Genomic DNA, 23251 nt, shown 5'->3' on the forward strand with positions numbered 1-23251 from the left:
GGTGCGCCCCCCCACCGATACGCACGTTGCGTCGCCGGACACGTACGGACGGTGTGCCCGGAGGGTCGGCGGCGGGGTCCACGAGGGGGCGGGCGGGGCGGGTTACGTTCGCCGGCATGAGTGATCGCGGCTATCGGCCACCCCGCGCCCTGTCACCGCTGCGCGAGCACCTGCGCGAGACCTTCTGGTTCGCTCCGAGCCTGACGCTGGTCTGCGCCATCGTGCTCTGGTTCGCCGCCTCGGCACTCGACGAGCAGCTCGTCGGCTACCTGAAGGACGAGCGCGCGTACGACGAGATCAAGGATCTGGTCTCGGTCGCGGACGACACCAAGCAGATCGTCATCACCGTCAGCTCGGCGATGATGACCTTCATCGGTGTGGTCTTCAGCATCTCGCTGGTGGCCGTGCAGATGGCGAGCGGACAGCTCACGCCCCGGGTGGTGCGGATCTTCGTACGGAGCCGGATCAGCAAGCTCACGCTGTCGGTGTTCCTGGCCACGTTCGTCTTCTCGCTGCTGGTCCTCAGCTCGTACGAGAGCGAGACGGATCCGCGTCTGATCACGTCCGTGCCGTTCGTGCAGAGTGTGCTGACCGCCGCGCTCGTCGGGCTCAGCCTGCTGCTCTTCATCGCCTATGTGAGCTCCACCCTGCGCCTGATGCAGGTGGGCCCCGTCGTCGACCGCATCACCCGGGACTCGTTCCGGGTACTGGGGCGGATGCCGGCCGGCCGCCCGCAGGAGGAGCCGCTCGGCGCCGAGAGCGGGCAGCTCGTGCGGGAGGGGCGGGCCGGGGTGCTGCGGGACGTGAACGTGGCACGGCTGGTGCGGGCCGCGCGGCACCAGGACGTCGTTCTGCGGCTGATCCCCCGGCTCGGGGACTTCGTCGTGCCGGGGACCCCGGTGCTGGCGGTGCACGGCGGGGCCGCGCCGCCCCGGCGCGCGCTGCGGTACACGGTGTCCGTCGGGGTCGAGCGCACGCTCCACCAGGACCTGGCTTTCGGGCTGCGCCAGTTGTCGGACATCGCGCTGCGGGCCCTGTCCACGTCGGTGAACGATCCGACCACCGCCGTGCAGTGCCTGGACCGGATCGTGCAGTTCCTCGCGGCCGTCGTGAACCTGCCCCTCGGCGCCGTCCACCACCGGGACCGCAAGGGAGTCGTGCGGCTGGTGCAGGACGTACCGGGGTGGGCGGATCTGGTGGATCTCGGGTTCGAGGAGGTCCGGCGGTGCGCGGCGGACACTCCGCAGGTCACCCGGCGGCTGCTGGCCGGGATCGATGATCTCCTGCTGCTGGCGCCGCCGGACCGGCGGCAGCCGCTGGTCCGGCACCGGGCGCTGCTGACCCAGGCGGTGGAGCGGACGGTGCGGGGCGCGGCCGAGCGGGAGTTCGCGCTGCTTCCCGACCGGCAGGGCATCGGGTGAGCCCGCCCCGTACGGGACGCGGGAGGGGAACGCGCCGGACCGGGCTACCGCTCGATGGCCGACAGCAGCGTGTCGCGCTCAGGCTGCTCGAAGTGCTGCACGACGGCCGCGCGGACCGCCGCCGGGGCGACCTCGGCCATGTCCGCCAGCAGCTTTCCCCTGAGCGCGGCAGGGGCCCACGCCGAGGTGTAGACGAGCGTGTCGACCCACTTCTCGTTCGCGCGGATCAGCGCACCGCCCTGGCCCCAGAGCCAGTCCGGGTCGTAGTCGCGAAACGTCAGGGGGCTGTCGCCGGGCCCGAGACCGGCGAGCGCGAGTTCCTCGGCCAGTCCGAGAGCCGGGCCGTCGACAGGGGCGCCGGTGTCGTCGACGACCAGCAGCCGCTGGTGCAGAAGGAGGGCCGCGCTGTGGAGCAGTGAGGACGAGGGCAGGCGCGGGTCCGGCGTCGCACTCAGCCACTCCCGGCGCCCGGCCACCGATGCCGTCACGCGTTCGGCTCCGACGGCCTTCCTCTCGGTGGTGAAGAAGTCGTAGGCCGCCCGCACCAGGCGCGGGTCCTCGGAGTCCAGCAGGCCGGCGACCGCCCGGCTCAGCAGTGTCCGTTCGTCGCCGAGAATGCGGTAGAGCCGGGTGATCCACGGTACGTACAGCTCCACGCCCGGCGGGGTGAACGGCGGACGGAGGACTGCCCCGGCGGACAGCGCGTCCCAATCGGTGGCGTCCCCCAGCTCCACCCCGTCCAGTACGGCCGGGAGGTCGAAGTCGGGGTGCCCGCCGCACACCCACTGCGTGAACGCCGGGTACAGATCATCGGATTCGGCCCCGATGCGGTGGCTCCAGACGGTGTCCCGCCGGTGGCACCCGCAGGCATAACGCCGATGCTCGCCATCCGGCAGCACTTCCGAGCGCACCGGCTCACCGCAGCTCGTGCAGCGAAGGGCGTTGCAGCCCACGAGTGCGGCCCAGCCGAACTCGAACGGCTCCGTCGGCAGCCAGAAGCGCGCGCCCACGAGCTCGGGAAAGGGACTGCACCACTTCGTCATGCCACGCTCCCTGTCCCGGCGGACGCCGTCTCACCGGGGAACTTGCCGTCCTTGCCGCAGGATCGCAGCTCCGCCTCCGTGAGAGGCTTGATGTCCCGGTAGATCCCCTGCGTCGGATCGTACTCGCAGCCGAACGGCTCGGCCGCGGCCATGATCTCGACCAGGGTGTGGTGGCTGGCCCCGATGAGGAACCCGATGGAAGCCAGCCTGGCACCGTAGTTGTCCGCGCCGAGCAACTTGGCGGCGCTCATCATCGTGTTGGTCGTGCCCGACGGCCCGCCGCCGAGCGGCAGGCTCAGCTTGCGCCGCGCCTCCACCCAGCTGTTCTCCTCTTTGATCATCCAGACCCTCGCACCGGCTACCCACTTCAGAGCGTCCTGCTCCTTGTCCCACGCCGGGTCGTCCTTCGTGTGCATCGCGTTCTGCCGGTCGCTGAACTCCAGACCCGTCTGCGCGACCGTGTGGCCGCTGAGCCCGATGTCCTCGGTATCCACGTCCGGGTCGATTTTCTTCATCACCTCGTCCCGACGGACTCGCGCGTCCGCCTGGTGTTCCACCGCCGAACCCTTCGGAACCGGTGCGATGTGACGGGTGACGACCTTCTCCGGAGTGATGTCGGCCTGCTCCATCGCCCGGCGTCGCTCCTGGAGCAGGGGCACGTTCAACTGGGCCTGCCTCATCTGCTCGTCGATTTGCTCCCGCTTGTCGGAGCCGGCGAGATCCCTGGCCAGCACTTCGGTGAAGAAGCGCACGATGTGGGTGTAGCGCTCGCTGAGGGTTCCCTCGTCGAAGACGGCCATCACGTCGGAGACCGCTGTGCCGACGAAGCCCGACTTCCCGACACCATCCTGACCAACGATCTTGAAGACCTCGGCCAGCCGCTGATCGGCATGGTCCCACGCGCCACCCACCCCGCTCCGGATGTACGCCTTGGCCTTCGCCGCCATGACGGCCAGGGCATCGTTGGCGGACGCGTGCGCGGACGCCTTGGCCGCGAGCTTGCGCTCGAACGCTTCCGCCTCCGCTTCGAACTCCGGATCGGCGGCTCGCGAGACCCCGCTGGTGTTGGCCCCGAGTGTCAGTCCCTCGGCCACACGCTGGACCATCGGCGGGGCCGTCGCACGGTCGCCCGCGGCGGCCGGCATCCGCTGCACGGCGTGCGCGGGCTGCGGGTGGCCGGCGGTCTCCCCGTCGTCCGTGGCCAGGTCGGGGGCCGGCCCGGCCATGACGCGCCGTGCGTTGCTCTCGGCTTCCCGCTCGAACCGGTCGGACGGGTCGGAGACGTTCAGGCCCGCACCGTTGTCGGTGCCTGCGACGGGCCCGCTGCGCTGCTGGAGGACATGGGTCAGTTCATGGGCCAGGGTCAACCGGTCGGCGCCTCCGGCACCGATCACCACATGGCTGCCGGAGGTGTAGGCACGTGCTCCCAGCTCGGTGGCGGAAGCCCTGGCCGCGCTGTCGTCGTGCACGCGGACGTCGGAGAGGTCGGCGCCCAGCCGGGCCTCCATGCTGGTGCGGGTCGAATCGTCCAGCGGCCGCCCGCCGGAGTTCAGCACCTTGTGGACGGTGGATCGCTGCACCGCCGACGGCAGCGCCTCCGGGGTCTCCCCGTCGCCGTTCCGCTCCTGCGCCTTCGCGTGCCCGGAGCGCCGGAGCGTCTCCACCACGGCTCTGTTGCCTATGCCCCTCTGCAGGGACATCAGCCCGAGCAGGCGCTGGTCGCCCCGCTGCGCCGATGGATGAACCGATGGGCGCTCCGTCTCGGCGCGACCGGTCCGGTCCTTGTCCCTCCTGAATCCCATGGGCTCCCCTTCTCACAGGCCAGTACGCGGAAACGGCCCGTTGGCGCGGCCCGATCAGCCTATTTCCGGAACACGCCCGGGGCTACGTCCCAAAGGGCAGAGTCCGGTGGCTCCATGGGCAGGGCCAGAGGCTTCCGACGGCAGGACGGGCGCTGGAGGCGGCACCTTCCCGTCACGTACCCGGGCCTCCCCGCACGGTGTGCGGGGAGGCCCGGGTAATAGGCGCGACGGGGCGGACCCCGCAGGTGGTGCTACTTGCGCAGAGCTGCCATGCCCTGGTAGCTGATCCGCGCCTGCTTCAGGGACTGCGCGAGGTCCGTCGAGCTGGGTGCGGTGTCCTGCTCGATCATCGGGTTGCGGTAGTTCGTCTCCCCCACGCGGCGGAAGAACGTCCGGTAGTCGATGACCCCGGTGCCGAAGGGGACCATCTCGTAGCCGTCGCCGTTGGTCGTGCTCACCACACCGTCCTTGGCGTGGAAGAGCGGGTAGCGCTTGTTGTAGCGGCTGACCAGTGCCGCAGGGTCGAAGATGTTCTCCCGCTGCGATCCGTCACGCGTGGTGTAGGTGTGGAACTTGTACTGGGCGACATGCGCCCAGAAGATGTCCATCTCCAGCCATACGGTCTTCGGGTCGGTGACCTTGAGGAAGTATTCGAGCTTGCGGACGCCGGAGCTGCGGGTGGGCCGCCCCTGGTCGTCCAGCGGACCGCTGTCGAGCAGGAAGCCGTAGGCCGCGTCGTGGTTGTGGGTGTACAGCTTGATGCCCGCGCGGTGAGCGATCTTCCCCAGTGCGTTCCACTTGTCGGCGGCCACGTCCCAGTCGGCGCGGTAGTCGCTGCCGGTGGGGTCGCCACCGGTGCCCATGTGGTCCATGCCGAGGATGTTCGCTATTTCGAGGTGCCGCTTGAACTCGTCCTGGTCGCTCTGGCTCAGCGGCCAGGAGCCCGGGATGAAGCCGTGGTTGCCCTGGGCACGCAGACCGTACTCGTCCAGCCAGGAGCGCAGCAGCTTCGCGCCCTCCACCGTTTCGAGGTTGCTGCCGCCGGGTGCGTTGGCGTGCTGGCTGTACCCGGCGAACTCGACCTGCTTGTAGCCGTAGCGGGCCAGCTCCTTGAAGACCGCGCGGAAGCCGGAGGGAAGGCTGGTGCTGAGCGGGTCCCGGGCCGTGGCGTCGCGCACGGTGTACAGGATGATTCCCCGCTTCGACGCCGGAACCAGATCCTGGCCGTGGCCGTGCCCGTGGTCATGGCCGTGGCCCCGGTGGGAGGACTGGGCGAAGGCCGGCGACGCGCCGATTACGGGCGCGGCGATGGCCGTCGCCGCGGCGGCGGTGCAGGTGCTGAGGAAGCGGCGGCGGTCGACACCGAGGGTGCGGCGCAGGGCGTTGTCGGTTCCGGATTCGTCGTTGTACTCGGTCACGGTCTCTCTCTTTCTCGAAGAAGCGCACAGGGCTGCTGTGCACGGACCGATCTCATGCGAGGCCGGCAAGCGTGAGGAGCAGGGACTTCACTTCGGTGGCCCGGACCGGGCCGCTGAACGCGTGGGGGGTGGAGCAGAGGATGAGCGGCCCTTCTTCGTCGCTCAGGGGGAGGCGGCCGTGGCTGCCCCGGATCGGTGACGGGTCCAGCGGGACGACCGCCATCCGGTAGCGCATGCCGAGTTTCTTGCGGGCGACCGCCGTGACCGCCTTGACCCGCACGTACGGGTCCTCGGGATCCATGAAGAGCTCGACGGGGTCGTAGCCGGGCTTGCGGTGGATCTCGACGAGCTGGGCGAAGTCGGGCGCGCGGGCGTCGTCGAGCCAGTAGTAGTAGGTGAACCAGGCGTCCGGTTCCGCGACGGCGACCAGTTCGCCGGAGCGCGGATGGTCGAGGCCCTGGGCCTTCTTGCCCTCGTCGTCGAGGAGTTGCTCGATGCCCGGGAGGTCCGCGAGCGCTTCGCGGGCCGCTTCGAGGTCCTCGGGGCGGCGTACGTAGACGTGCGCGATCTGGTGGTCGGCGACGGCGAAGGCCCGGGAGGCCATCGGGTCCAGGTACTCCATGCCGTCCTGGGTGTGGACCTCCAGCAGTCCGGCCCTGCGCAGGGCGCGGTTGATGTCGACGGGCCGCTCCACCCGGGTGATCCCGTACTCGGAGAGGGCGACGACGGTGCGGCCCTCGCGACGGGCGTCCTCCAGGAGCGGGGCGACGGCCCGGTCGAGGTCTGCCGCGGCCTTGAAGGCGCGCGGGTCGTCGGGGCCGTAGCGCTGGAGGTCGTAGTCGAGGTGCGGGAGGTAGCAGAGGGCGAGGTCGGGGTGGCGGGTGTCGATGATGTGCCGGGTGGCGTCGATGATCCACTGCGAGGAGACGAGGTCGGCGCCGGGTCCCCAGAAGTGGAAGAGGGGGAAGGTGCCGAGTTTCCCGGTGAGTTCGTCGTGGAGGGCCGGCGGCCGGGTGTAGCAGTCGGGCTCCTTGCGGCCGTCGGCGTAGTAGACGGGCCTCGGGGTGACGGTGTAGTCGGTGTCGGCGCCCATCGCGTACCACCAGCAGATGTTGGCGACGGTGTAGCCGGGGTGGGCGCGGCGGGCGGCGTCCCAGAGCTTGTCGCCCGCGACGAGTCCGTTGTGCTGGCGCCACAGGAGGACGTCCCCGAGCTCGCGGAAGTACCAGCCGTTGGCGACGATGCCGTGCTCTGCGGGGGCGGTGCCGGTGAGGAAGGTGGACTGGGCGGCGCACGTCACGGCGGGGAGCACGGTGCCGAGCGGGGCGTGGGTGCCGGTCCCGCCGAGGGCCTTGAGGTTCGGCATGTGTTCGAGGAGGCGGGGGGTGAGCCCGACGACGTCGAGGACGAGGAGGGGCGTGGGTGAGCCGGTCGTCCCTGCGGTGGTCATGGCAGCTCCTTGAGGCCGAGGTCGACCAGGAGGTCGCGGGCGAGGGTGAGTTCGGCGGCGATGCCGTCCGCGAGCTGGACACGGGTCCTGGGGCGCAGCTCCACCGGGAGCGCCTGCCAGGTGTACGTCTCCACCTCCAGGTGCCGGGTGAGCGGCTGTGCCCCGCCGACCAGTCGGGTCAGCGTGGACCGGAGCACGGGGAGGGTGGAGGTGAGCGGTGGCGCGGGCGGCGCGTGCAGGGGGACGTGGAAGTGGGCGCGCCAGGGGGCGCTGTCGGGCAGGGTCTCGCCGCTGAGCGCCTCGTCGAGGTCGTCGGTGCCGCGCAGCCCGGCGGCGGTGGCGACGCGGGTCTGGTGGAGGAAGCGGGGTTCGGCGAAGGCGGCGAGCGCGGTGCGTACTTCGGGGAGGTGGGGGTGTTCGGCGTGCAGGGCGGCGGAGAGCTGTGCCTTGACGGCGGGGATGCCCGCGGCGGTGAGCGCGTCGAGTGCGGTGTCCGGGTCCTCGAAGGAGGTGGCGAGGTGGCAGGTGTCGACGCAGATGCCGATGCGCGGGTGACCGATGGCGGTGAGGGGGGCGATGGCGTCGGCGGTGGTCTCGACGGTGCAGCCGGGTTCGGGTTCGAGGCCGATCCGGATGGACTTCTCCGTGAGTTCGGCCAGCGCGTCGAGGCGTTCCCCGAGTGTGGTGAGCGCGGCCAGTGCGGTGCGGGCCGCCTCCGGGTCATCGGTGTACGGGGTGCGCCAGGCGAGCGGCAGGGTGGAGATGGTGCCGTCGGTGACGTCGTCGGGGAGGAGCGTGGCGAGGAGCCGGGCGAGGTCGGTGGTGTGGGCGAGACGTTCGGGGTCCGTCCAGTCCGGCTTGTACACCCGGTACTTGACCTCTTCGGCGCCGAATCCCTCGTACGGGAAGCCGTTGAGCGTGACGACTTCGAGTCCTCTGTGGTCGAGTTCGGCGCGCAGGGAGCGCAGTTGCGCGGGGTCGTTGATCAGGGTGCGGGCGGCGTCCCTGGCGAGCCAGAGGCCGATGCCGAGGCGGTCGCGGCCGAGCCGTTTGCGTACCGGTTCGCAGTGGTCGCGCAGTTGGGCGCGGACGCCTTCGAGGTTCTCGGCCGGGTGGACGTTGGTGCAGTACGCGAGGTGGACGACGGAGCCGTCGGGGTGGCGGAAGCGCATGACCTCACTCCCCGCCGCGGAGGATGGAGTTGCCCTCGTGGAGCGCTTCGGGGGCCGCGGTGTCCAGGTGGAGGCGGCCGCTCTGGCCGTAGAAGGCGACGGGGTTGCGCCACAGCACCTGGTCGACTTCGTCCTCGGTGAACCCCGCGGCCAGCATCGCGTCGGCCACGCTGCGGGTCTTCAGCGGATCGCTCTTGCCCCAGTCGGCGGCGGAGTTGACGAGGACCCGCTCGGTGCCGTGCAGCTTGAGGACGGCGATCATGCGGTCCTCGTCCATCTTGGTGTCGGGGTAGATGGAGAAGCCGGCCCAGCAGCCGCTGTCCAGGGCGTCCTTCACCGTCGTCTCGTTGAGGTGGTCGAGCACCACCAGCTCCGGGGCCAGGTGGGATTCGCGTACGACGTCGATGGTGCGGCGCAGTCCGGCGAGCTTGTCGCGGTGCGGGGTGTGGACGAGTGCGGGCAGCCCGTGGTCCGCGGCGAGCTGGAGCTGGGCGGCCAGCGCGTGGTCCTCCGCCGGAGTCATGGAGTCGTAGCCGATCTCACCGACGGCGACGACGGAGTCCTTGACGAGGTAGCGCGGCAAGGCGTCCAGGACGGGGGCGCAGCGCGGGTCGTTCGCCTCTTTGGGGTTGAGGGCGAGCGTGCAGTGGTGGGCGATGCCGTACTGGGCGGCGCGGAACGGCTCCCAGCCGAGCAGCGCGTCGAAGTAGTCGAAGAAGCTGCTCGGCGAGGTGCGGGGCTGGCCGAGCCAGAAGGAGGGTTCGACGAGCGCCCGGACCCCGGCGTCGTACATCGCCTGATAGTCGTCCGTGGTGCGGGACGTCATGTGGATGTGGGGGTCGAAGATGCGCATCAGGACTCCTCCGATGGGGCCGTTGAGGCCGTGGGGGCGGCGGGACCGGGGGCTTCGGGGCCGGGGGCCGTGAGGGCGAGTACGCGGTGCAGGTCGGCGGGGACGGGGCGGCCGGCCGCGATGCGTTCGGCCGCGTAGTCGCCCAGCATCCGGGCGAGTTCCGCGTCACCGCGGGCGCGCCGGGCCAGCTGGTCGACGGCGTCGGCGGGGACGCCCGTGAAGAGGCATTTGAGGACGGCGTGGCGCCAGTTGTGCGGATCGAGGTGCTCGCCGGCGTACGGGCCGACGGCGGCGGCGATCAGCGTGGTGTCGTTGGCGCGCAGGGCGTCCTCGACGAGGGCCACGGCGGTGGCGCCGAGGTCCAGCGCGGGCAGGGTGAGCAGCACGGCGCGCCGTTCGGCGGCGGTGCCCTGTTCGTAGAGCCGGGTCACCGCGTCGAGCCCGGCGCGGGCCTCGGTGAGCAGCAGGGAGCGTACGGAGTCGGCGCGTTCGAGTCCGCAGTGCCGGCCCGCGGCGGCGAAGCGCAGCTCCCACGGGGAGACGGCGTAGGCGTTGGTGGAGGGTTGGGCGTCCGGGTGGGCGGCGGCGTGGGCGGCCTCCGCGAGGGCTTCGTCGAGCCAGGCGCGGGCGCCGCCGCCGAGTTGTGCGTCGAGTTCGCCGCGGCTCAGCAGCGGGGCGTCCGGTGAGGTCATCGGCACGGTGTGGCTCCCTTCCGCGCGCTGTGGGCCGACGGTGCGTGCTTGCGCAGGAACTCGATCGAGGACTGGGCGAGTTCGGGTCCCGCGTGGGAGTGGCGGGGCAGTTCGACGACGGTGAGCCCCTGGTATCCGCTGTCGCCCAGGGCGTCGAGGGCGGCGAGCACGGGCGGGAAGTCGATCTCGCCGTCACCGAAGGGCAGGTGTTCGTGGACGCCCCGGCGCATGTCCTCGATCTGGACGTGCCGCAGCCAGGGGGCCGCCTCGCGTACGCAGTCGACGGGCGCCTCTGTCTCCAGGCACTGGCAGTGGCCGATATCGAGGGTGAGGCCTAGTGGGTCCGGGTCTCCGCACAGGGCGCGCAGGTGGTGGAAGTCGGAGAGGTGGCTGAGGAGGTGTCCGGGTTCGGGCTCGATGGCCAGCGGCACCCCCGCTCGTGCGGCCGCCTCGATGACCGGGGCGAGGGCGCCGGTCAGCCGGTCCCAGCCGGTCCCGCCATCGGTGCCCGGCGGCATGACCCCGCTGAAGCAGTGCACGGCGTGGGCGCCCAGTTCGGCGGCGACGTCGACGGCCCGCACGAGCAGCCCGGTCCTGGCCGCCCTGGCTTCGGGGTCGGGGTCGAGCAGGGAGGGGCCGTGCTTGCGGCGCGGGTCGAGGACGTAGCGGGCCCCGGTCTCCACGGTGACACCGAGCCCCAGCTCCTGGAGGCGTGCGGCGACCCGGCGGGTGCGGACGAGGAGGTCCGGGCCGATGGGGTCGAGGTGCATGTGGTCGAGGGTGAGGCCGACCCCGTCGTAGCCGAGGTCCGAGAGGAGGCCGAGGGCGTCGCCCAGGCGGAGGTCGGTGAGTCCGTTGGTGCCGTAGCCGAGGCGGATCGTCATGTCGGGCTCACCTTCCGGGAGAGGCTGCGGGCGAGCGGGACGAGGCCCATGACGGCGAGCGCGGTGCCGGAGGCTCCGGCGCGGGCGGCGAGGGCGGCCTGGAGCGGGATCATCGCCCGGATGCCGCCGCCGACGGCGCGCTGGGTGAGCGGTGGCGACGGGTTGAGCGCGGCGTGCGCGAGCGGGCGGCCCGCGGTGCGGAGGTAGGCGCCGGTGAGCGCGGTGACCAGCAGCCGGGCGGGGGCGGTCGCGCGCTTCACCTCGCCCGCGCGCTTCGTCTCCCCCGCGCGCGCCGTCTCCCCCGGCCGCTCCCGTACCACCGCACCGCCGAGCGCGGCGACCGCCGTGAGGGCGGCGAGGGGCGCCGTGGTGGAGCCGCCCTGTGCCTCGTGGCGCGAGACGGCGGTGACCGCGTAGGTGTGCGCCGTGAGCAGGGCGGCGGCGGGGAGCGCGGCCGGCACGGCGGAACGGGGCGGGGGCGCGAGGGCCGTCGCGGCGGCAGCGGCCGACGCCTTCGCTGGGGCCGTCGCTGGGGCCGTCGCGGTGGCCGTCGCGCCCAGGAGCAGGTCCAGGCCGCGGGCCGCCGCCATCGCCGCCGGGCCCGCCGGGGTGTGCTTCAGCCGCAGGTCGTACGCCCAGACGGTGGCCGCGAGGCCGGTGGCCACCGTCAGGGCCGGGCGGCCCGCCCGTGCCGCGAGGGCCAGGCCCGCCGCGGTCAGCGCACCGGCCGCGGTGAGCGCGGCGCGGGGCGTGATCCGGCCGGAGGGGATCGGGCGGTGCGGGCGGTCCACGGCGTCCTCTTCGCGGTCGGCCCAGTCGTTGAGGGCCATGCCCGCCTCGTACAGGCAGAGCGAGGCGCCGGCGGCGAGGGCGGTGGAGCGGTTGGGGCGCCGCCCGGCCGCTGCCGCGCCCGCGAGCGCGTCGCCGGGCACGGTGAAGAGCGCGGAGATCCTGAGCAGCTCCGCCCAGGCGCGTGCCGTCACTTCTCGCCCCGCAGCCGCTCCGCGAAGGAGAGCAGCGCCAGGTACTGGTCGGACAGGGCTGCGGGGCCGCCGTCCGGGTCCTTGAAGTAGAAGCCGAGTTCGGGGCGCGGGCCGGTGAGGCCCACCTCGTGGGCGCGGGCCAGCAGCCGTGCCAGGTCCAGCACCAGGGGCGCGGCCAGTGCCGAGTCGCAGCCCTGCCAGGTGGTCTGGAGCACCATGCGGGCGCCGAGGAACCCGTCGAACGCGATGTGGTCCCAGGCCGTCTTCCAGTCCCCGAGCGCCGGTACGTCGTCGATGTGGACCTCGCCCTCGGGGGCGGCGCCGAGCGTGTCGGCCAGGACGCGTTCCTTGCCGGCGTTCTTCGCGGCGGCCGCCGCCGGGTCGGCCAGTGCCGCCCCGTCGCCGCCGCCGAGCAGGTTGGTGCCGGACCAGGCCCGTACCGGCAGGGCCCGCTGCACGAACATCGGGGCGAGCACGGAGCGCAGCAGGGTCTGGCCGGTCTTGCCGTCGCGGCCCGCGTGAGGAAGGGCCGAGGCCGCGACGGCGGCCTGGAGGGCGGGGGTGCGCAGTCCGGTGGAGGGGGTGAAGTTGACGTGCGGACAGCCGGCTCGCAGGGCCGCCGCGGCATAGAGGGAGCTGGCGGGCAGCCGCGGCGCGCCGGGCTCCGGGGCAGGCTCCGTGGAGGCGACGTTGACGACGACGGTCCTGGCCAGGCCGTTGCGGCGGGTGAAGTCTGTGAGGTCGGCGGCGAACGCGGTGACGAGTTCCTCGTCCGTCCGGGTGTCGCCGGGGAGCGGTCCGCCGGGGCGGATCTCCGCGTCGGCCGCGGCGAGTTCGGAGCTGACCGCGGAGGGGAGGCCGTGCGGCAGCACTCCCCCGGCGGCGAGTACTTCGGCCCGTTTGGGGAGCGGGCAGTCCAGGGTGTCGTGCCCGCCGAAGACGAGCGAGCCCACGGGTGGCAGACCGCTCCCGGCGAACGGCTCGGTCTCGGTGACCATGCCGGCGGCCGGGTGGAGGCCTGCCGCGAGCGCCGCGCACCCCGCCGTGGCGGTGGTGGCGACGGAGCCGCGTGCTCCGATGAACCAGACTCCGGTACGAACGGCGGGTGCTGACACGGGCTGCCTCCCTGGCTGGGGGTCCTGGCGGTGCGGATCTGGTGGCGCTGTGCCTGAGGGGAAGGGCTGCGGGGGCCTGACCGCGGACGGCGGGGCCCGGGGGTCCGGACGGCGGGCGGGTGTGACGCCCGCCCGCCGTCCGGACGTGTCCCTATGCGGAGGGCAGTTCCTTCAGCTGGATGTTGCGGAAGGACACCTGGTCGTCGGCCCCGTGGTTCTGGAGGCCGATGTAGCCGTCCTTGAGGCTGCGGGCCGGGTCGGTGTTGGTGAAGTCGTTGATCTTCACTCCGTTGAGGAAGATCTGGAGCCGTTCACCCTGGACCTTGATCTCGTAGCTGTTCCACTGGCCGGGCGGCCTCAGGACCTGGTCGCGGGCCTTGATGTTGGCCGATTTGAAGGTGTAGACGGCCCCGGTGGTGCGGTCGGGGGCGTCGGTGGCGTCGATCTGGACCTCGTAGCCGTTGTCCACCGCGGACCACGGGTCGTCGGACTCCGGGAAGCCGACGAAGACGCCGGAGTTGTCATCGCCCGCCAGCTTCCAGTCGAGCTTCAGCGAGTACGACTTCAGCTCCTTGGCCTGGTAGGTGAGCAGGCCCATGCCGCCTTCGGAGCGCAGCTCGCCGTCGACGACGTTGAACTTGCCGGGGCCCGCCTGCTTCCAGCCTTCGAGCGTGCTGCCGTTGAAGATCGAGCGGTAGCCGGTGTCGGGCTTGCAGTCGGCCTTCACCTGGCCGGCCGCGTAGCGCAGCCCGCCGGAGAGGACCTTGCGGAAGTCCGGGTCCGCGTAGGACTCCTTGGTGTGGCCGAGGCCGGTGTAGAAGGAGCGGCCGCCCTGGTAGGTCTGGCACCAGGTGATCGGGTGGTCGCCCTTCATGTTGCCGCCGGTGTAGGTCGTCTCGTCCAGGGTGGCGAGGACCTTGACCTTGCCGCGCGGGTTGGTGCGGTAGTTGTACAGCTCGTCGGTGCGGTCCCAGGCTGCGGCCAGGTGTGCGGTCGCCGGGTTCTTGTGGTCCTCGACCCGGACGGTGACGGGCTGGATGGCGGGGTGGCTGTCGAAGTACGCGCCGACGAGTCCGCCGTAGAACGGCCAGTCGTACTCGGTGTCGGCCGCGGCGTGCACGCCGACGTAACCGCCGCCCGTGGTCACGAAGTTCTCGAACGCCTTCTGCTGGTCGGCGTTGAGGACGTCACCCGTGGTCGACATGAAGACCACGGCGTCGTAGCGGGCCAGGTTGGAGGTGGTGAACTGGCCGGCCTCCTCGGTCGCGTCGACCGTGATGTTGCTGTCCTTGCCGAGTTCCTTCAGTGCGGCGATGCCCTCGGGGATCGCGTCGTGGCGGAAGCCGGCGGTCTTGGAGAAGACCAGGACGCGCTTGGCGGTCTTGTCGGGCGGGGTGTTGGAGAGCTCGAAGTCGTCGATGTCGTAGAGCGCGCCGTCGCCTCCCTTGAAGACCAGGAAGAGTTCGGTCGGCTTCTTCGGAACGCCGCGCAGGGGGACGTCGATGTCCTGGAAGGTCTCCCAGCCGCCGGTCACCGGTACGGGTGCGGAGCCGAGGATCTTCCCGTCCGCCGAGCCCGTGCGGACTTCGAGGAAGCCGCCCGCGCCGCCGGAGGAGATCCGGGCGGTGAGCTTGGTGGAGTCACCGAGCAGGTACGGCTTGAAGGAGATCCAGTCGCCGTTCTCGATGTCGCCGACGGTCTTGCCGCCCTCGGCGTTCGCCTTGTCGTAGGTCTTGATGCCGGACGAGTCGCTGAAGTGCTCGGCCTGGCGGTGGCGCGGCTGCAGCTCGGACTGGTCGTGACCGGACAGGGCCGCCTGGCCGCCGCCTCCGCCGTCCGTGTACGAGGCGTCGATGACTCCGAAGATGTTGGCGTTCGGGTCGTGCCCGCCGTCCATCTCGGTCTTGATGGTGCCTTCGCAGCCGTGCGCCGAGGTGATCGGGTGGCCGTGGGCGTCGTGGCCGAGGATGAAGCGGACCTCGATCTTGGAGCAGTCGATCGTGCCGTCCTCGGGATCGGTGACGGTCACCTTGAACGGGATCTCGTCGCCGAAGGAGAACAGCTGCCCGTCACCGGGCAGTTCCAGCTTCACCAGCGGAGCGGTGTTGCCGACCGTCACATGGACGTTGGCCGAGCCGGTGCGGCCTGTGGGGTCCGTGGCGGTGACGGTCGCGGTGTAGGTGCCGTTCTTCTTGTACGTGTACGTGGGGTTGGCCGCGGTCGACGTTCCGCCGTCACCGAAGTCCCAGCTGTAGGTGAGCTCGTCCCCGTCGCCGTCGGTGGTGCCGGCGGAGGAGAAGGCGACCTTGAGCGGTGCGGTGCCCGAGGTCTTGTTGGCGGTCGCCTCCGCGATCGGTGAGCGTCCGCCGGTGGCATTCTCGATGCGGTAGAGGGCGGAGTTCTCGTCGCCGCCGAAGTAGCCGGTGCCGTAGTCGAGGACGTACAGCGCACCGTCGGGACCGAAGGCCATGTCCATGATCTGGGTGCCGGACCACGGCACGTCGTTGATGGACTCCACCTTGCCGTCGGCGTCCTGCTCGATCCGCTTGATCCACGCGCGGCCGAACTCGCCGGCGAAGAAGTCGCCGTCGTACTCCTCGGGGAACTTCACGGGCGAGTCGAGGTCGGCGTCGTAGTGGTAGACGGGTCCGCCCATCGGGGACTCGGAGCCGGTGCCGAACTCGGGCACGGACCCGTTGTCGTACGGGATCCAGGCGGGCTGGGCCGGGGGCAGGTCGACCAGACCGGTGTTGTACCGGGAGGTGTTCTTGGGAGCGGCGCAGTCGAAGGCCTCACCGGAGGTCTTCGTCGCGAAGTCGTAGTCGATGAACGGGTCGTTGTCGCCCGTGCAGAACGGCCAGCCGAAGTTGCCGGGCTTGGTGACGCGGGCGAACTCCACCTGTCCGGCGGGGCCGCGCTTCGGGTCGGCCGCACCTGCGTCGGGACCGTAGTCGCCGACGTACAGGATGCCGGTGGTCTTGTCGACGGTGAAGCGGAAGGGGTTGCGGAAGCCCATCGCGTAGATCTCGGGACGGGTCTTGTCCGTGCCCGGCGCGAAGAGGTTCCCGTCGGGAATGGTGTACGAGCCGTCCTCCGCGACCTTGATGCGGATGATCTTTCCGCGCAGGTCGTTGGTGTTCCCGGCGGAGCGGCGGGCGTCGAACGCGGGGTTGCGGTCCGGGCGCTCGTCGATCGGGGTGTAGCCGTCGGAGGCGAACGGGTTGGAGTCGTCGCCGGTCGACATGTACAGGTTGCCCTGCGCGTCGAAGTCGATGTCGCCGCCGACGTGGCAGCACATGCCGCGCGAGGTCGGGATGTCCAGGACCTTCTTCTCGCTGGCCATGTCCAGCGTGCCGTCCTCCTTGAGGACGAAGCGCGAGAGCCGGTTGACTCCGTCGAACTTGGCCAACTCGGCGGCGGTGCCGTTCTCGGGGGCGTCACCGGCCGGGGTGTCCAGCGGGGGCGCGTAGTAGAGGTAGATCGCCCGGTTCTTGCTGAAGTCCGGGTCGACTCCGACGCCCTGGAGGCCCTCCTCGTCGTGCGAGTAGACGGGGATGGTGCCGGCGAGCGTGGTGTCGCCGCCGTTGTCGGTGAGCCACAGCTCGCCGCCGCGAGCGGTGTGCAGGACGCTGCGGTCCGGGAGCACCGCCAGTGTCATGGGTTCGCCGGTCTCCGCGACCCCCTTGGCGAGGGTGACCTGCTGGAAGTCCCCGGCGGCCGGGGCCGGTGCGGGTTCCTCATGGGCGGCGGCGGTGCCGGCACCGAGGCTGAGGGTGGCGGCGGCGAGCAGGGCGCCGGTGAAGAGGGCGAGGGATTTGCGGACGCGGAGCCTGGACCTGGTCCGGCTTCGGGTTCTGTGCACGAGTGTCCTCCGGAGAGTGCCGGTTGTACGGGCGGGTGCGGGTGCTGCCGTGCCGTTCCGCGCGGGGACTGCCGCGCAGGTCAGTCGGGGCCTGTGCGGCTCCGGTGACGAGAGTCATGTCGTGTACACGTTCTGGACGGTAGACCTGTTCGTCCTGGCTGGAAAGCCCTTGTGCAGGGGTCTTGTTGAGCTTTTTCCTTGGTCAGGACAAAGGGTGTTCTGGGCAGGGCAATCCGCCCGGCGGCATATGTGGCCTGCCGCCGGGCAGGTAGCTCTTGAGCCCCTCCGGCGATTGAGGAGCGGGGGTCCGGGGCAGAGCCCCGGGGCGGTCAGTCGTTGCCGCCGAACGCCGCGTCGAACGACGAGCTCGGCGGGTCGAAGTCGAACCGCTTGAGCGAGGAAAGCGCTTCCGGCGCGCCCGTCAGCCGGTCCATGCCCGCGTCCTCCCACTCCACGGAGACCGGCCCGGTGTACTCGATGGACCGCAGCATCCGGAACACGTCCTCCCACGGCACATCGCCGTGCCCCGCCGAGACGAAGTCCCAGCCGCGCCGCGGGTCGCCCCACGGCAGATGGGAGCCGAGCCGCCCGTTGCGGCCGTCCAGCCGCTTGTGCGCCTCCTTGCAGTCCACGTGGTAGATCCGGTCCCGGAAGTCGTACAGGAAGCCGACCGGGTCCAGGTCCTGCCAGACGAAGTGGCTGGGGTCGAAGTTCAGCCCGAAGGCCGGCCGGTGGCCGACGGCCTCCAGCGCGCGGTGCGTCGTCCAGTAGTCGTACGCGATCTCGCTCGGATGCACCTCGTGGGCGAACCGCACCCCCTCCGCGTCGAACACGTCGAGGATCGGGTTCCAGCGCTCGGCGAAGTCCTCGTAGCCGCGCTCGATCATGTGCGGCGGGACCGGCGGGAACATCGCCACCAGATGCCAGATCGACGAACCGGTGAACCCGATGACCGTGTCGACCCCGAAGGCGGCGGCCGCCCGCGCGGTGTTCTTGATCTCCTCGGCGGCCCGGCGGCGCACCCCTTCGGGCTCCCCGTCGCCCCAGATCCGGGCGGGCAGGATGCCCTGGTGACGCTCGTCGATCGGGTTGTCGCAGACGGCCTGGCCCACCAGGTGGTTGGAGACCGCCCAGCACTTCAGCCCGTACTTGTCGAGCAGCTGATGACGCCCGTCCAGGTACCCCGGATCCGCGAGGGCCTTGTCGACCTCGAAGTGGTCTCCCCAGCAGGCGAGTTCGAGCCCGTCGTAACCGAAGTCGCGGGCGTACCGGCAGACATCCTCCAGCGGCAGATCGGCCCACTGACCGGTGAAGAGAGTGAAGGGACGGGGCATGCGCAGAACCTCCTAGAGCTGTGCGGTCGAGTGGACGGGGGTGTGCACGGAGTTCTTCGCGGCGCTCTCCTCCACCGCCGCCAGCACCCGCTGCACCTGGAGTCCGTCCGCGAACGACGGGGTGGGCGCGGTCTTGTCCGCGATCGTCCGCACCACGTCACGGGCCTGGTGGATGAACGTGTGCTCGTACCCGAGGGCGTGCCCCGGCGGCCACCAGGCCTCCAGGTAGGGATGCTCGGGCTCGGTGACCAGGATGCGCCGGAAGCCGGCCGTGGTGGCGGGCTCCGTGTGGTCGTGGAAGGACAGCTCGTTGAGCCGTTCCAGGTCGAAGGCGAGCGAGCCCATCTCCCCGTTGATCTCCAGCCGCAGCGCGTTCTTGCGGCCGGCCGCCATCCGCGTCGCCTCGAAGGAGGCGACCGCGCCGGAGGCGAGCCGGCCGGTGAAGATCGCCGCGTCGTCCACCGTGACCGCCCCTCGCGCCCCGGTGTCCGCCACCCCGGCCAGGCCGTTCGACGAGCCCGACTGCAGGGGCCGTTCGCGTACGAAGGTCTCGGTGACCGCGGACACTCCGACCAGCAGCTCCCCCGCGAGGAACTGGGCGAGGTCCACGATGTGCGCCCCGAGGTCACCGAGCGCGCCGGAGCCGGCGTGTTCCCGTTCCAGCCGCCAGGTGAGCGGCGATCCGGGGTCGACCAGCCAGTCCTGGAGGTAGGTGGCGCGCACGTGCCGCAGGGTGCCGAGCCGCCCCTGCGCGATCAGCTTCCGGGCGTAGGTGATGGCGGGGACCTTGCGGTAGTTGAAACCGACCACCGCCACCTGGCCCCGGGCGGCGGCGCGCGCCGCCGCCTCGGTCATGGCCTCCGCCTCCGCGACCGTGTTGGCGAGCGGCTTCTCGCACAGCACGTGCTTGCCCGCCTCCAGGGCCGCGATGGCGATCTCCGCATGGCTGTCGCCCGGGGTGCAGATGTCGACGAGCTGCACATCGTCCCGGGCGATCAGGGCCCGCCAGTCGGTCTCCGCCGCCGCCCAGCCGTGCCGGTCGGCGGCGGCCTCGACCGCCCTGCGGTCGCGTCCGCAGATCGCGGCGAGAGCCGGCCGCATCGGCAGCTCGAAGACATGGCCGGCGGTGCGCCACCCCTGCGAGTGGGCGGCGCCCATGAACGCGTATCCGACCATGCCGACCCCGAGCGTGGGTGCGCTCGCCATCGGCCGGTACGTCGGCGGCGCCGCCGCCTCCTGCTCCGTGTCTTCCCTACGGGCCATCCGGGCTTCCTCCTCATCGGTGGTTCGGTGGGTGCGGCGGGAGGGTAAGTACCCTCCCGCGGGGCTTCTCAGTTGAAGCCCGTCGGCAGGTACTGGTCGACGTTCTCCTTGGTGACCACCGCGGAGAAGAGTGTGAGGTTGGTCGGGATCTCCACCTCGGAGAGGCCGGCGAGCCCCTTGCTCTGGCCGAGGGCGCGGGCCAGGTCGACGGCCGACGCCGCCATGCTCGGCGGGTACAGGACGGTGGCCTTGAGCACGCTGTTGTCGGCCTTGATGGCGTCCATCGCGGACTTGGCACCGGCCCCGCCGACCATCAGGAACTCGTCCCGGCCGGCCTGCTGGATGGCGCGCAGCGCGCCCACGCCCTGGTCGTCGTCGTGGTTCCACAGCGCGTCGATCTTCTTCTGCGCCTGGAGGAGCTGGGACATCTTCGCCTGGCCGGACTCGACGGTGAAGTCGGCCGCCTGACGGGCCACCAGCTTGATGTTGGAGTAGTTCTTCAGCGCGTCGGCGAAGCCCTGGCTGCGCTGCTTGGTGAGCTCCAGGCCGTCGATGCCGGCCAGCTCGACGACCTTGGCGTTCGGCTTGTCCTTGAGCTGTTCGCCGATGTACGTACCGGCGTTGAGACCCATGCCGTAGCTGTCGCCGCCGACGTAGCAGCGGTACGCCTGCGGGGAGGCGAAGACGCGGTCCAGGTTGATCACGGGGATGCCCGCCCGCATGGCCTCCAGACCGACCTGGGTGAGCGCCTTGCCGTCGGCCGGGAGGATGATGAGGACATCGACCTTCTTGTTGATGAGGGTCTTGACCTGGCCGATCTGGGCGGCGGTGTCGTTGGAGCCCTCGGTGGTCTCCAGGGTCACCTCGGAGTACTTCTCCGCCCGCGACTTGGCGTTCTCGTTGATGGCGTTGAGCCAGCCGTGGTCGGCCTGCGGACCCGCGAAGCCGATGGTGAGGGCCTTGCCCGGCTTGTCGTCCGCGGCGGGCGCGTTGCTCTGCGCCGCGGTGTCCTTCTCCTTGGGGTCGTTGCTGGTGCAGGCGGTCAGGAAGGCGCCCGCGGAGACTGCTGCGGTACCGAAGAGCAGTCCTCTGCGGCTGGTTTCTGGCATGACTGTCAAACCCTTCATCCGGTGCGTGGGCATGCGGAACAGGCTGGGGATGTACGGAAGGTGACCGGTGGTCAGCTGTCGCGGTTGACCGACGTGCGACCCTGGACCAGAACGGCGGCGACGATGATCGCGCCCTTGGCGATCTGCTGGACGTCGCTCTGCAGATTGTTGAGCGCGAAGATGTTGGTGATCGTGGTGAAGACGAGGACACCCAGCACGGAGCCGACGATGGTGCCCCGGCCACCGGTGAGCAGGGTGCCGCCGATGATCGCGGCGGCGATGGCGTCGAGCTCGTACAGATTGCCGTTGGTGTTCTGACCCGAGCCGGACAGGATGATCAGCATGAAGGCGGCGATGCCGCAGCAGAGTCCGGACAGCAGGTAGAGGTAGAGGCGCTGGCGCCGTACGTCGATGCCCGCCAGCCGGGCCGCTTCCGCGTTGCCGCCGACGGCGACGGTGCGGCGGCCGAAGGTCGTACGGTTCAGCAGCAGCCAGCCGATGACGGTGACCACCGCGAACATCATGACCAGCGGCGGTATGCCGAGGACGTAGGAGCCGGGCAGACCCAGGTCCAGGACGGACTTGACCGTGACGATCTGGGTCTTGCCGTCGGTGATCAGGAGGGCCATGCCCCGGGCGGAGGCGAGCATCGCCAGGGTCGCGATGAACGGCACCAGCCGGCCGTACGCGATGAGCACCCCGTTGATCAGTCCGGCACCGAGGCCGACGAGCATCGCGGTGAACAGGATGCCGACGAAGCCGTACTCCTGGGTGGCGAGTGTGGTGGCCCAGACCGAGGCGAGGGCGACCATGGCGCCGACGGACAGATCGATGCCGCCGCTGGTGATGACGAAGGTCACCCCGACGGTGACGACGCCGATGACGGACGCCTGGGTCAGGATCAGCTGGAGGTTCCCGGTGTCCAGGAAGGCGTCGGGCTCGGTGATGGCGCCGACCACCACCAGTGCGGCGAGGACGCCGAGCAGCGAGAGGCTGCGCAGGTCCAGGCGGAGCCCGAGGGCTCGGGGGGACCTGTCCTTCTGCGGGGAGGCGGGGACGGACGCGGGCGCGGCGCCCTTGTCCGGCCCGGTCTGCTGTGCCGAGGAGACGGGCTGCGTCATGACGTCGGGCTCCCTTCCATCACGAGGTCGAGTACGCGGTGCTCATCGAGCTCCGTGGCGTCCGCCGTATGCACGACATGACCCTCACGGAGCACCAGCACCCGGTCGGCGAGGCCCAGTACTTCGGGCACTTCGCTGGAGACGAGCAGTACGGCGAGGCCTTCGTCGGCCAGCCGGCGGATCACGGCGTAGAGCTCGGCGCGAGCGCCGACGTCCACTCCGCGGGTCGGTTCGTCCAGCAGCAGCACCCGGCAGCCGCGCAGCAGCCAGCGGGCCAGGACCGCCTTCTGCTGGTTGCCTCCGGAGAGCGTGCGGACGGGGGTGTCCGGGTTGTCGGGGCGCAGCGAGAGCTCGCGGGTGGCGGCGCGGGCCGCCTTGCGCTCGGCGCCCCGGTCCAGCCAACCACCCCTGGAGAAACGGGACATGGTGGAGACCGAGACATTGCGGGTGACGGATTCGAGCATCAGCAGGGCTTGCGCCTTGCGTTCCTCCGGGGCGAGGCCGATACCGGCCGCGACGGCGGCGCGGACGCTGCCGGGCCGCAGCGGTTTGCCGGCGACGGTGACCTGTCCGGCGGTGGCGCGGCGGGCTCCGTAGATGGTCTCCAGGATCTCGGAGCGCCCGGAGCCGACGAGTCCGGCCAGCCCGACGATCTCGCCGGGCCTGAGTTCCAGGTCGACCGGGGCGAACTCGCCCCTCCTGGTGAGGCCTTCGACCTTGAGCACCGGCTCCGCACCGGTGCTCGCGGGGACCTCTTGTGGCCTCGGCGGGAAGACGTACTCGACATTGCGGCCGGTCATCATGGCAACGATGTCGCGCGTGGGGGTGGACTCGGCGGGGAGGCCGACGGCGACGGTCCGGCCGTCCTTGATCACGGTCACCCGGTCACCGATCCGGCGGATCTCCTCCAGCCGGTGGGAGATGTAGACGACGGCGACCCCGTCGGCGGTCAGCGAGGCGACGATACGGAAGAGGTTGGCGACCTCGTCCGGGTCGAGGGCGGCGGACGGTTCGTCCATCACGATGAGCCGTACGTCGTGGGAGAGCGCACGGGCCATCGAGACGATCTGCTGCTGGGCCGCGGAGAGTTCACCGACCGGGCGGGCCGGGTCGATCTCCGGGTGGCCGAGCCGCTTCAGCAGCGCGGCGGCCGCGGTCCGGCCGTCACGGGTGCGGACGACGAAGCCCGCGGTGGTCGGCTCGTGGCCGAGGAACACGTTCTCCGCGACCGACAGCCCCTCCACCAGGTCGAGTTCCTGGTAGATGGTCGCGATCCCGAGACGCATGGCGGCGATGGGTGTCTTGAGCACGGCCGGTGAGCCGTGCCAGGTGATCTCGCCGTCGTCGGGCTGGTGGGCCCCGGCGAGCACCTTGATGAGGGTGGATTTGCCCGCCCCGTTCTGGCCGAGCAGACAGTGGACCTCGCCGGTCTGGACCTCCAGGTCGACGCCGTCCAGGGCGCGCACGCCGGGGAAGGTCTTGGTGATGCCGGACATGGTGAGCAGGGGTGGTTCTGGAGCCATGACAAATCCCCTCGGCGGGTGCCGGTGAGCGGGCAGGGCGAACTACGGTCCCGGGTTTCACCCGGACCCCGGCCGCTGGCGCGGGGGCGGTGCCTTTGTTGCCGGCCGGCCGGGAATCGGTCCGGCGGGAAGCGGATCGGACGGGAGAGCGATCAGGCGGGTGGTGCGCGGCTCTTGCACGTGCTGCGGCCCGGTGGGTGCGGGGT

17 protein-coding genes are annotated in these 23251 nt (G+C 71.1%); 1 reads left to right on the plus strand and 16 read right to left on the minus strand.

Annotated elements, in window-relative coordinates; translation table 11 throughout:
- Positions 1-116 precede the first annotated feature (116 nt).
- Complete coding sequence (locus RLT59_RS04165; RefSeq protein ID WP_311302105.1) at positions 117-1421, plus strand: DUF2254 domain-containing protein; 1305 nt, start codon at positions 117-119, stop codon at positions 1419-1421.
- Positions 1422-1465: 44 nt separating this feature from the next.
- Here RLT59_RS04165 and RLT59_RS04170 read toward each other — a convergent pair whose 3' ends face one another.
- The 16 genes from RLT59_RS04170 to RLT59_RS04245 form a co-directional block, all read right to left on the minus strand.
- Entirely contained in the window at positions 1466-2464 is a 999-nt protein-coding gene (locus tag RLT59_RS04170) for a hypothetical protein (protein WP_311302106.1), read from the minus strand.
- Positions 2461-4164, minus strand: coding sequence for an eCIS core domain-containing protein (locus RLT59_RS04175; protein WP_311302107.1), 1704 nt, complete (start codon positions 4162-4164; stop codon positions 2461-2463). The genes RLT59_RS04170 and RLT59_RS04175 overlap by 4 nt, the downstream gene beginning before the upstream one ends.
- A gap of 353 nt (positions 4165-4517) precedes the next feature.
- Complete coding sequence (locus tag RLT59_RS04180; protein WP_311302108.1) at positions 4518-5684, minus strand: sugar phosphate isomerase/epimerase family protein; 1167 nt, start codon at positions 5682-5684, stop codon at positions 4518-4520.
- Between the two features lie 52 nt (positions 5685-5736).
- Positions 5737-7134, minus strand: a complete 1398-nt coding sequence (locus RLT59_RS04185) for an alkaline phosphatase family protein (RefSeq protein ID WP_311302109.1) — start codon at positions 7132-7134, stop codon at positions 5737-5739.
- Positions 7131-8306, minus strand: coding sequence for a metabolite traffic protein EboE (gene eboE / locus RLT59_RS04190; RefSeq protein WP_311302110.1), 1176 nt, complete (start codon positions 8304-8306; stop codon positions 7131-7133). The genes RLT59_RS04185 and eboE overlap by 4 nt, the downstream gene beginning before the upstream one ends.
- A 4-nt stretch (positions 8307-8310) precedes the next feature.
- Positions 8311-9159: a TatD family hydrolase gene (locus RLT59_RS04195; RefSeq protein ID WP_311302111.1), complete on the minus strand. Its 849-nt coding sequence runs from the start codon at positions 9157-9159 to the stop codon at positions 8311-8313.
- On the minus strand, positions 9159-9851 hold the full coding sequence (locus tag RLT59_RS04200) for an EboA domain-containing protein (protein WP_311307612.1): 693 nt from the start codon (positions 9849-9851) through the stop codon (positions 9159-9161). Before RLT59_RS04200 ends, RLT59_RS04195 begins: the two co-directional genes overlap by 1 nt.
- Positions 9848-10735: a sugar phosphate isomerase/epimerase family protein gene (locus RLT59_RS04205; RefSeq protein ID WP_311302112.1), complete on the minus strand. Its 888-nt coding sequence runs from the start codon at positions 10733-10735 to the stop codon at positions 9848-9850. The genes RLT59_RS04200 and RLT59_RS04205 overlap by 4 nt, the downstream gene beginning before the upstream one ends.
- Positions 10732-11718, minus strand: a complete 987-nt coding sequence (locus RLT59_RS04210; protein WP_311302113.1) for an SCO3242 family prenyltransferase — start codon at positions 11716-11718, stop codon at positions 10732-10734. Before RLT59_RS04210 ends, RLT59_RS04205 begins: the two co-directional genes overlap by 4 nt.
- Entirely contained in the window at positions 11715-12833 is a 1119-nt protein-coding gene (locus RLT59_RS04215) for an inositol-3-phosphate synthase (RefSeq protein WP_311302114.1), read from the minus strand. Before RLT59_RS04215 ends, RLT59_RS04210 begins: the two co-directional genes overlap by 4 nt.
- A gap of 151 nt (positions 12834-12984) precedes the next feature.
- The gene (locus RLT59_RS04220; protein ID WP_311302115.1) at positions 12985-16695 is read right to left on the minus strand and encodes a ThuA domain-containing protein; all 3711 of its coding nucleotides are present in this window, start codon (positions 16693-16695) and stop codon (positions 12985-12987) included.
- Between the two features lie 329 nt (positions 16696-17024).
- On the minus strand, positions 17025-18029 hold the full coding sequence (locus RLT59_RS04225; RefSeq protein WP_311302116.1) for a sugar phosphate isomerase/epimerase family protein: 1005 nt from the start codon (positions 18027-18029) through the stop codon (positions 17025-17027).
- Positions 18030-18041: 12 nt separating this feature from the next.
- A complete protein-coding gene (locus tag RLT59_RS04230; protein WP_311302117.1) occupies positions 18042-19292 on the minus strand; it encodes a Gfo/Idh/MocA family protein in 1251 nt (416 codons plus the stop codon).
- 68 nt (positions 19293-19360) lie between these two features.
- A complete protein-coding gene (locus RLT59_RS04235; RefSeq protein ID WP_073734278.1) occupies positions 19361-20401 on the minus strand; it encodes a substrate-binding domain-containing protein in 1041 nt (346 codons plus the stop codon).
- 71 nt (positions 20402-20472) lie between these two features.
- Complete coding sequence (locus RLT59_RS04240) at positions 20473-21522, minus strand: ABC transporter permease (protein WP_311302118.1); 1050 nt, start codon at positions 21520-21522, stop codon at positions 20473-20475.
- Positions 21519-23045 carry a sugar ABC transporter ATP-binding protein gene (locus tag RLT59_RS04245; RefSeq protein WP_311302119.1) on the minus strand — a complete coding sequence of 509 codons (1527 nt, stop codon included), beginning with the start codon at positions 23043-23045 and terminating at the stop codon, positions 21519-21521. The genes RLT59_RS04240 and RLT59_RS04245 overlap by 4 nt, the downstream gene beginning before the upstream one ends.
- Positions 23046-23251 lie beyond the last annotated feature (206 nt).

Source organism: Streptomyces sp. ITFR-6 (assembly GCF_031844725.1).
In the GTDB taxonomy this organism is placed as follows: Bacteria; Actinomycetota; Actinomycetes; order Streptomycetales; family Streptomycetaceae; genus Streptomyces.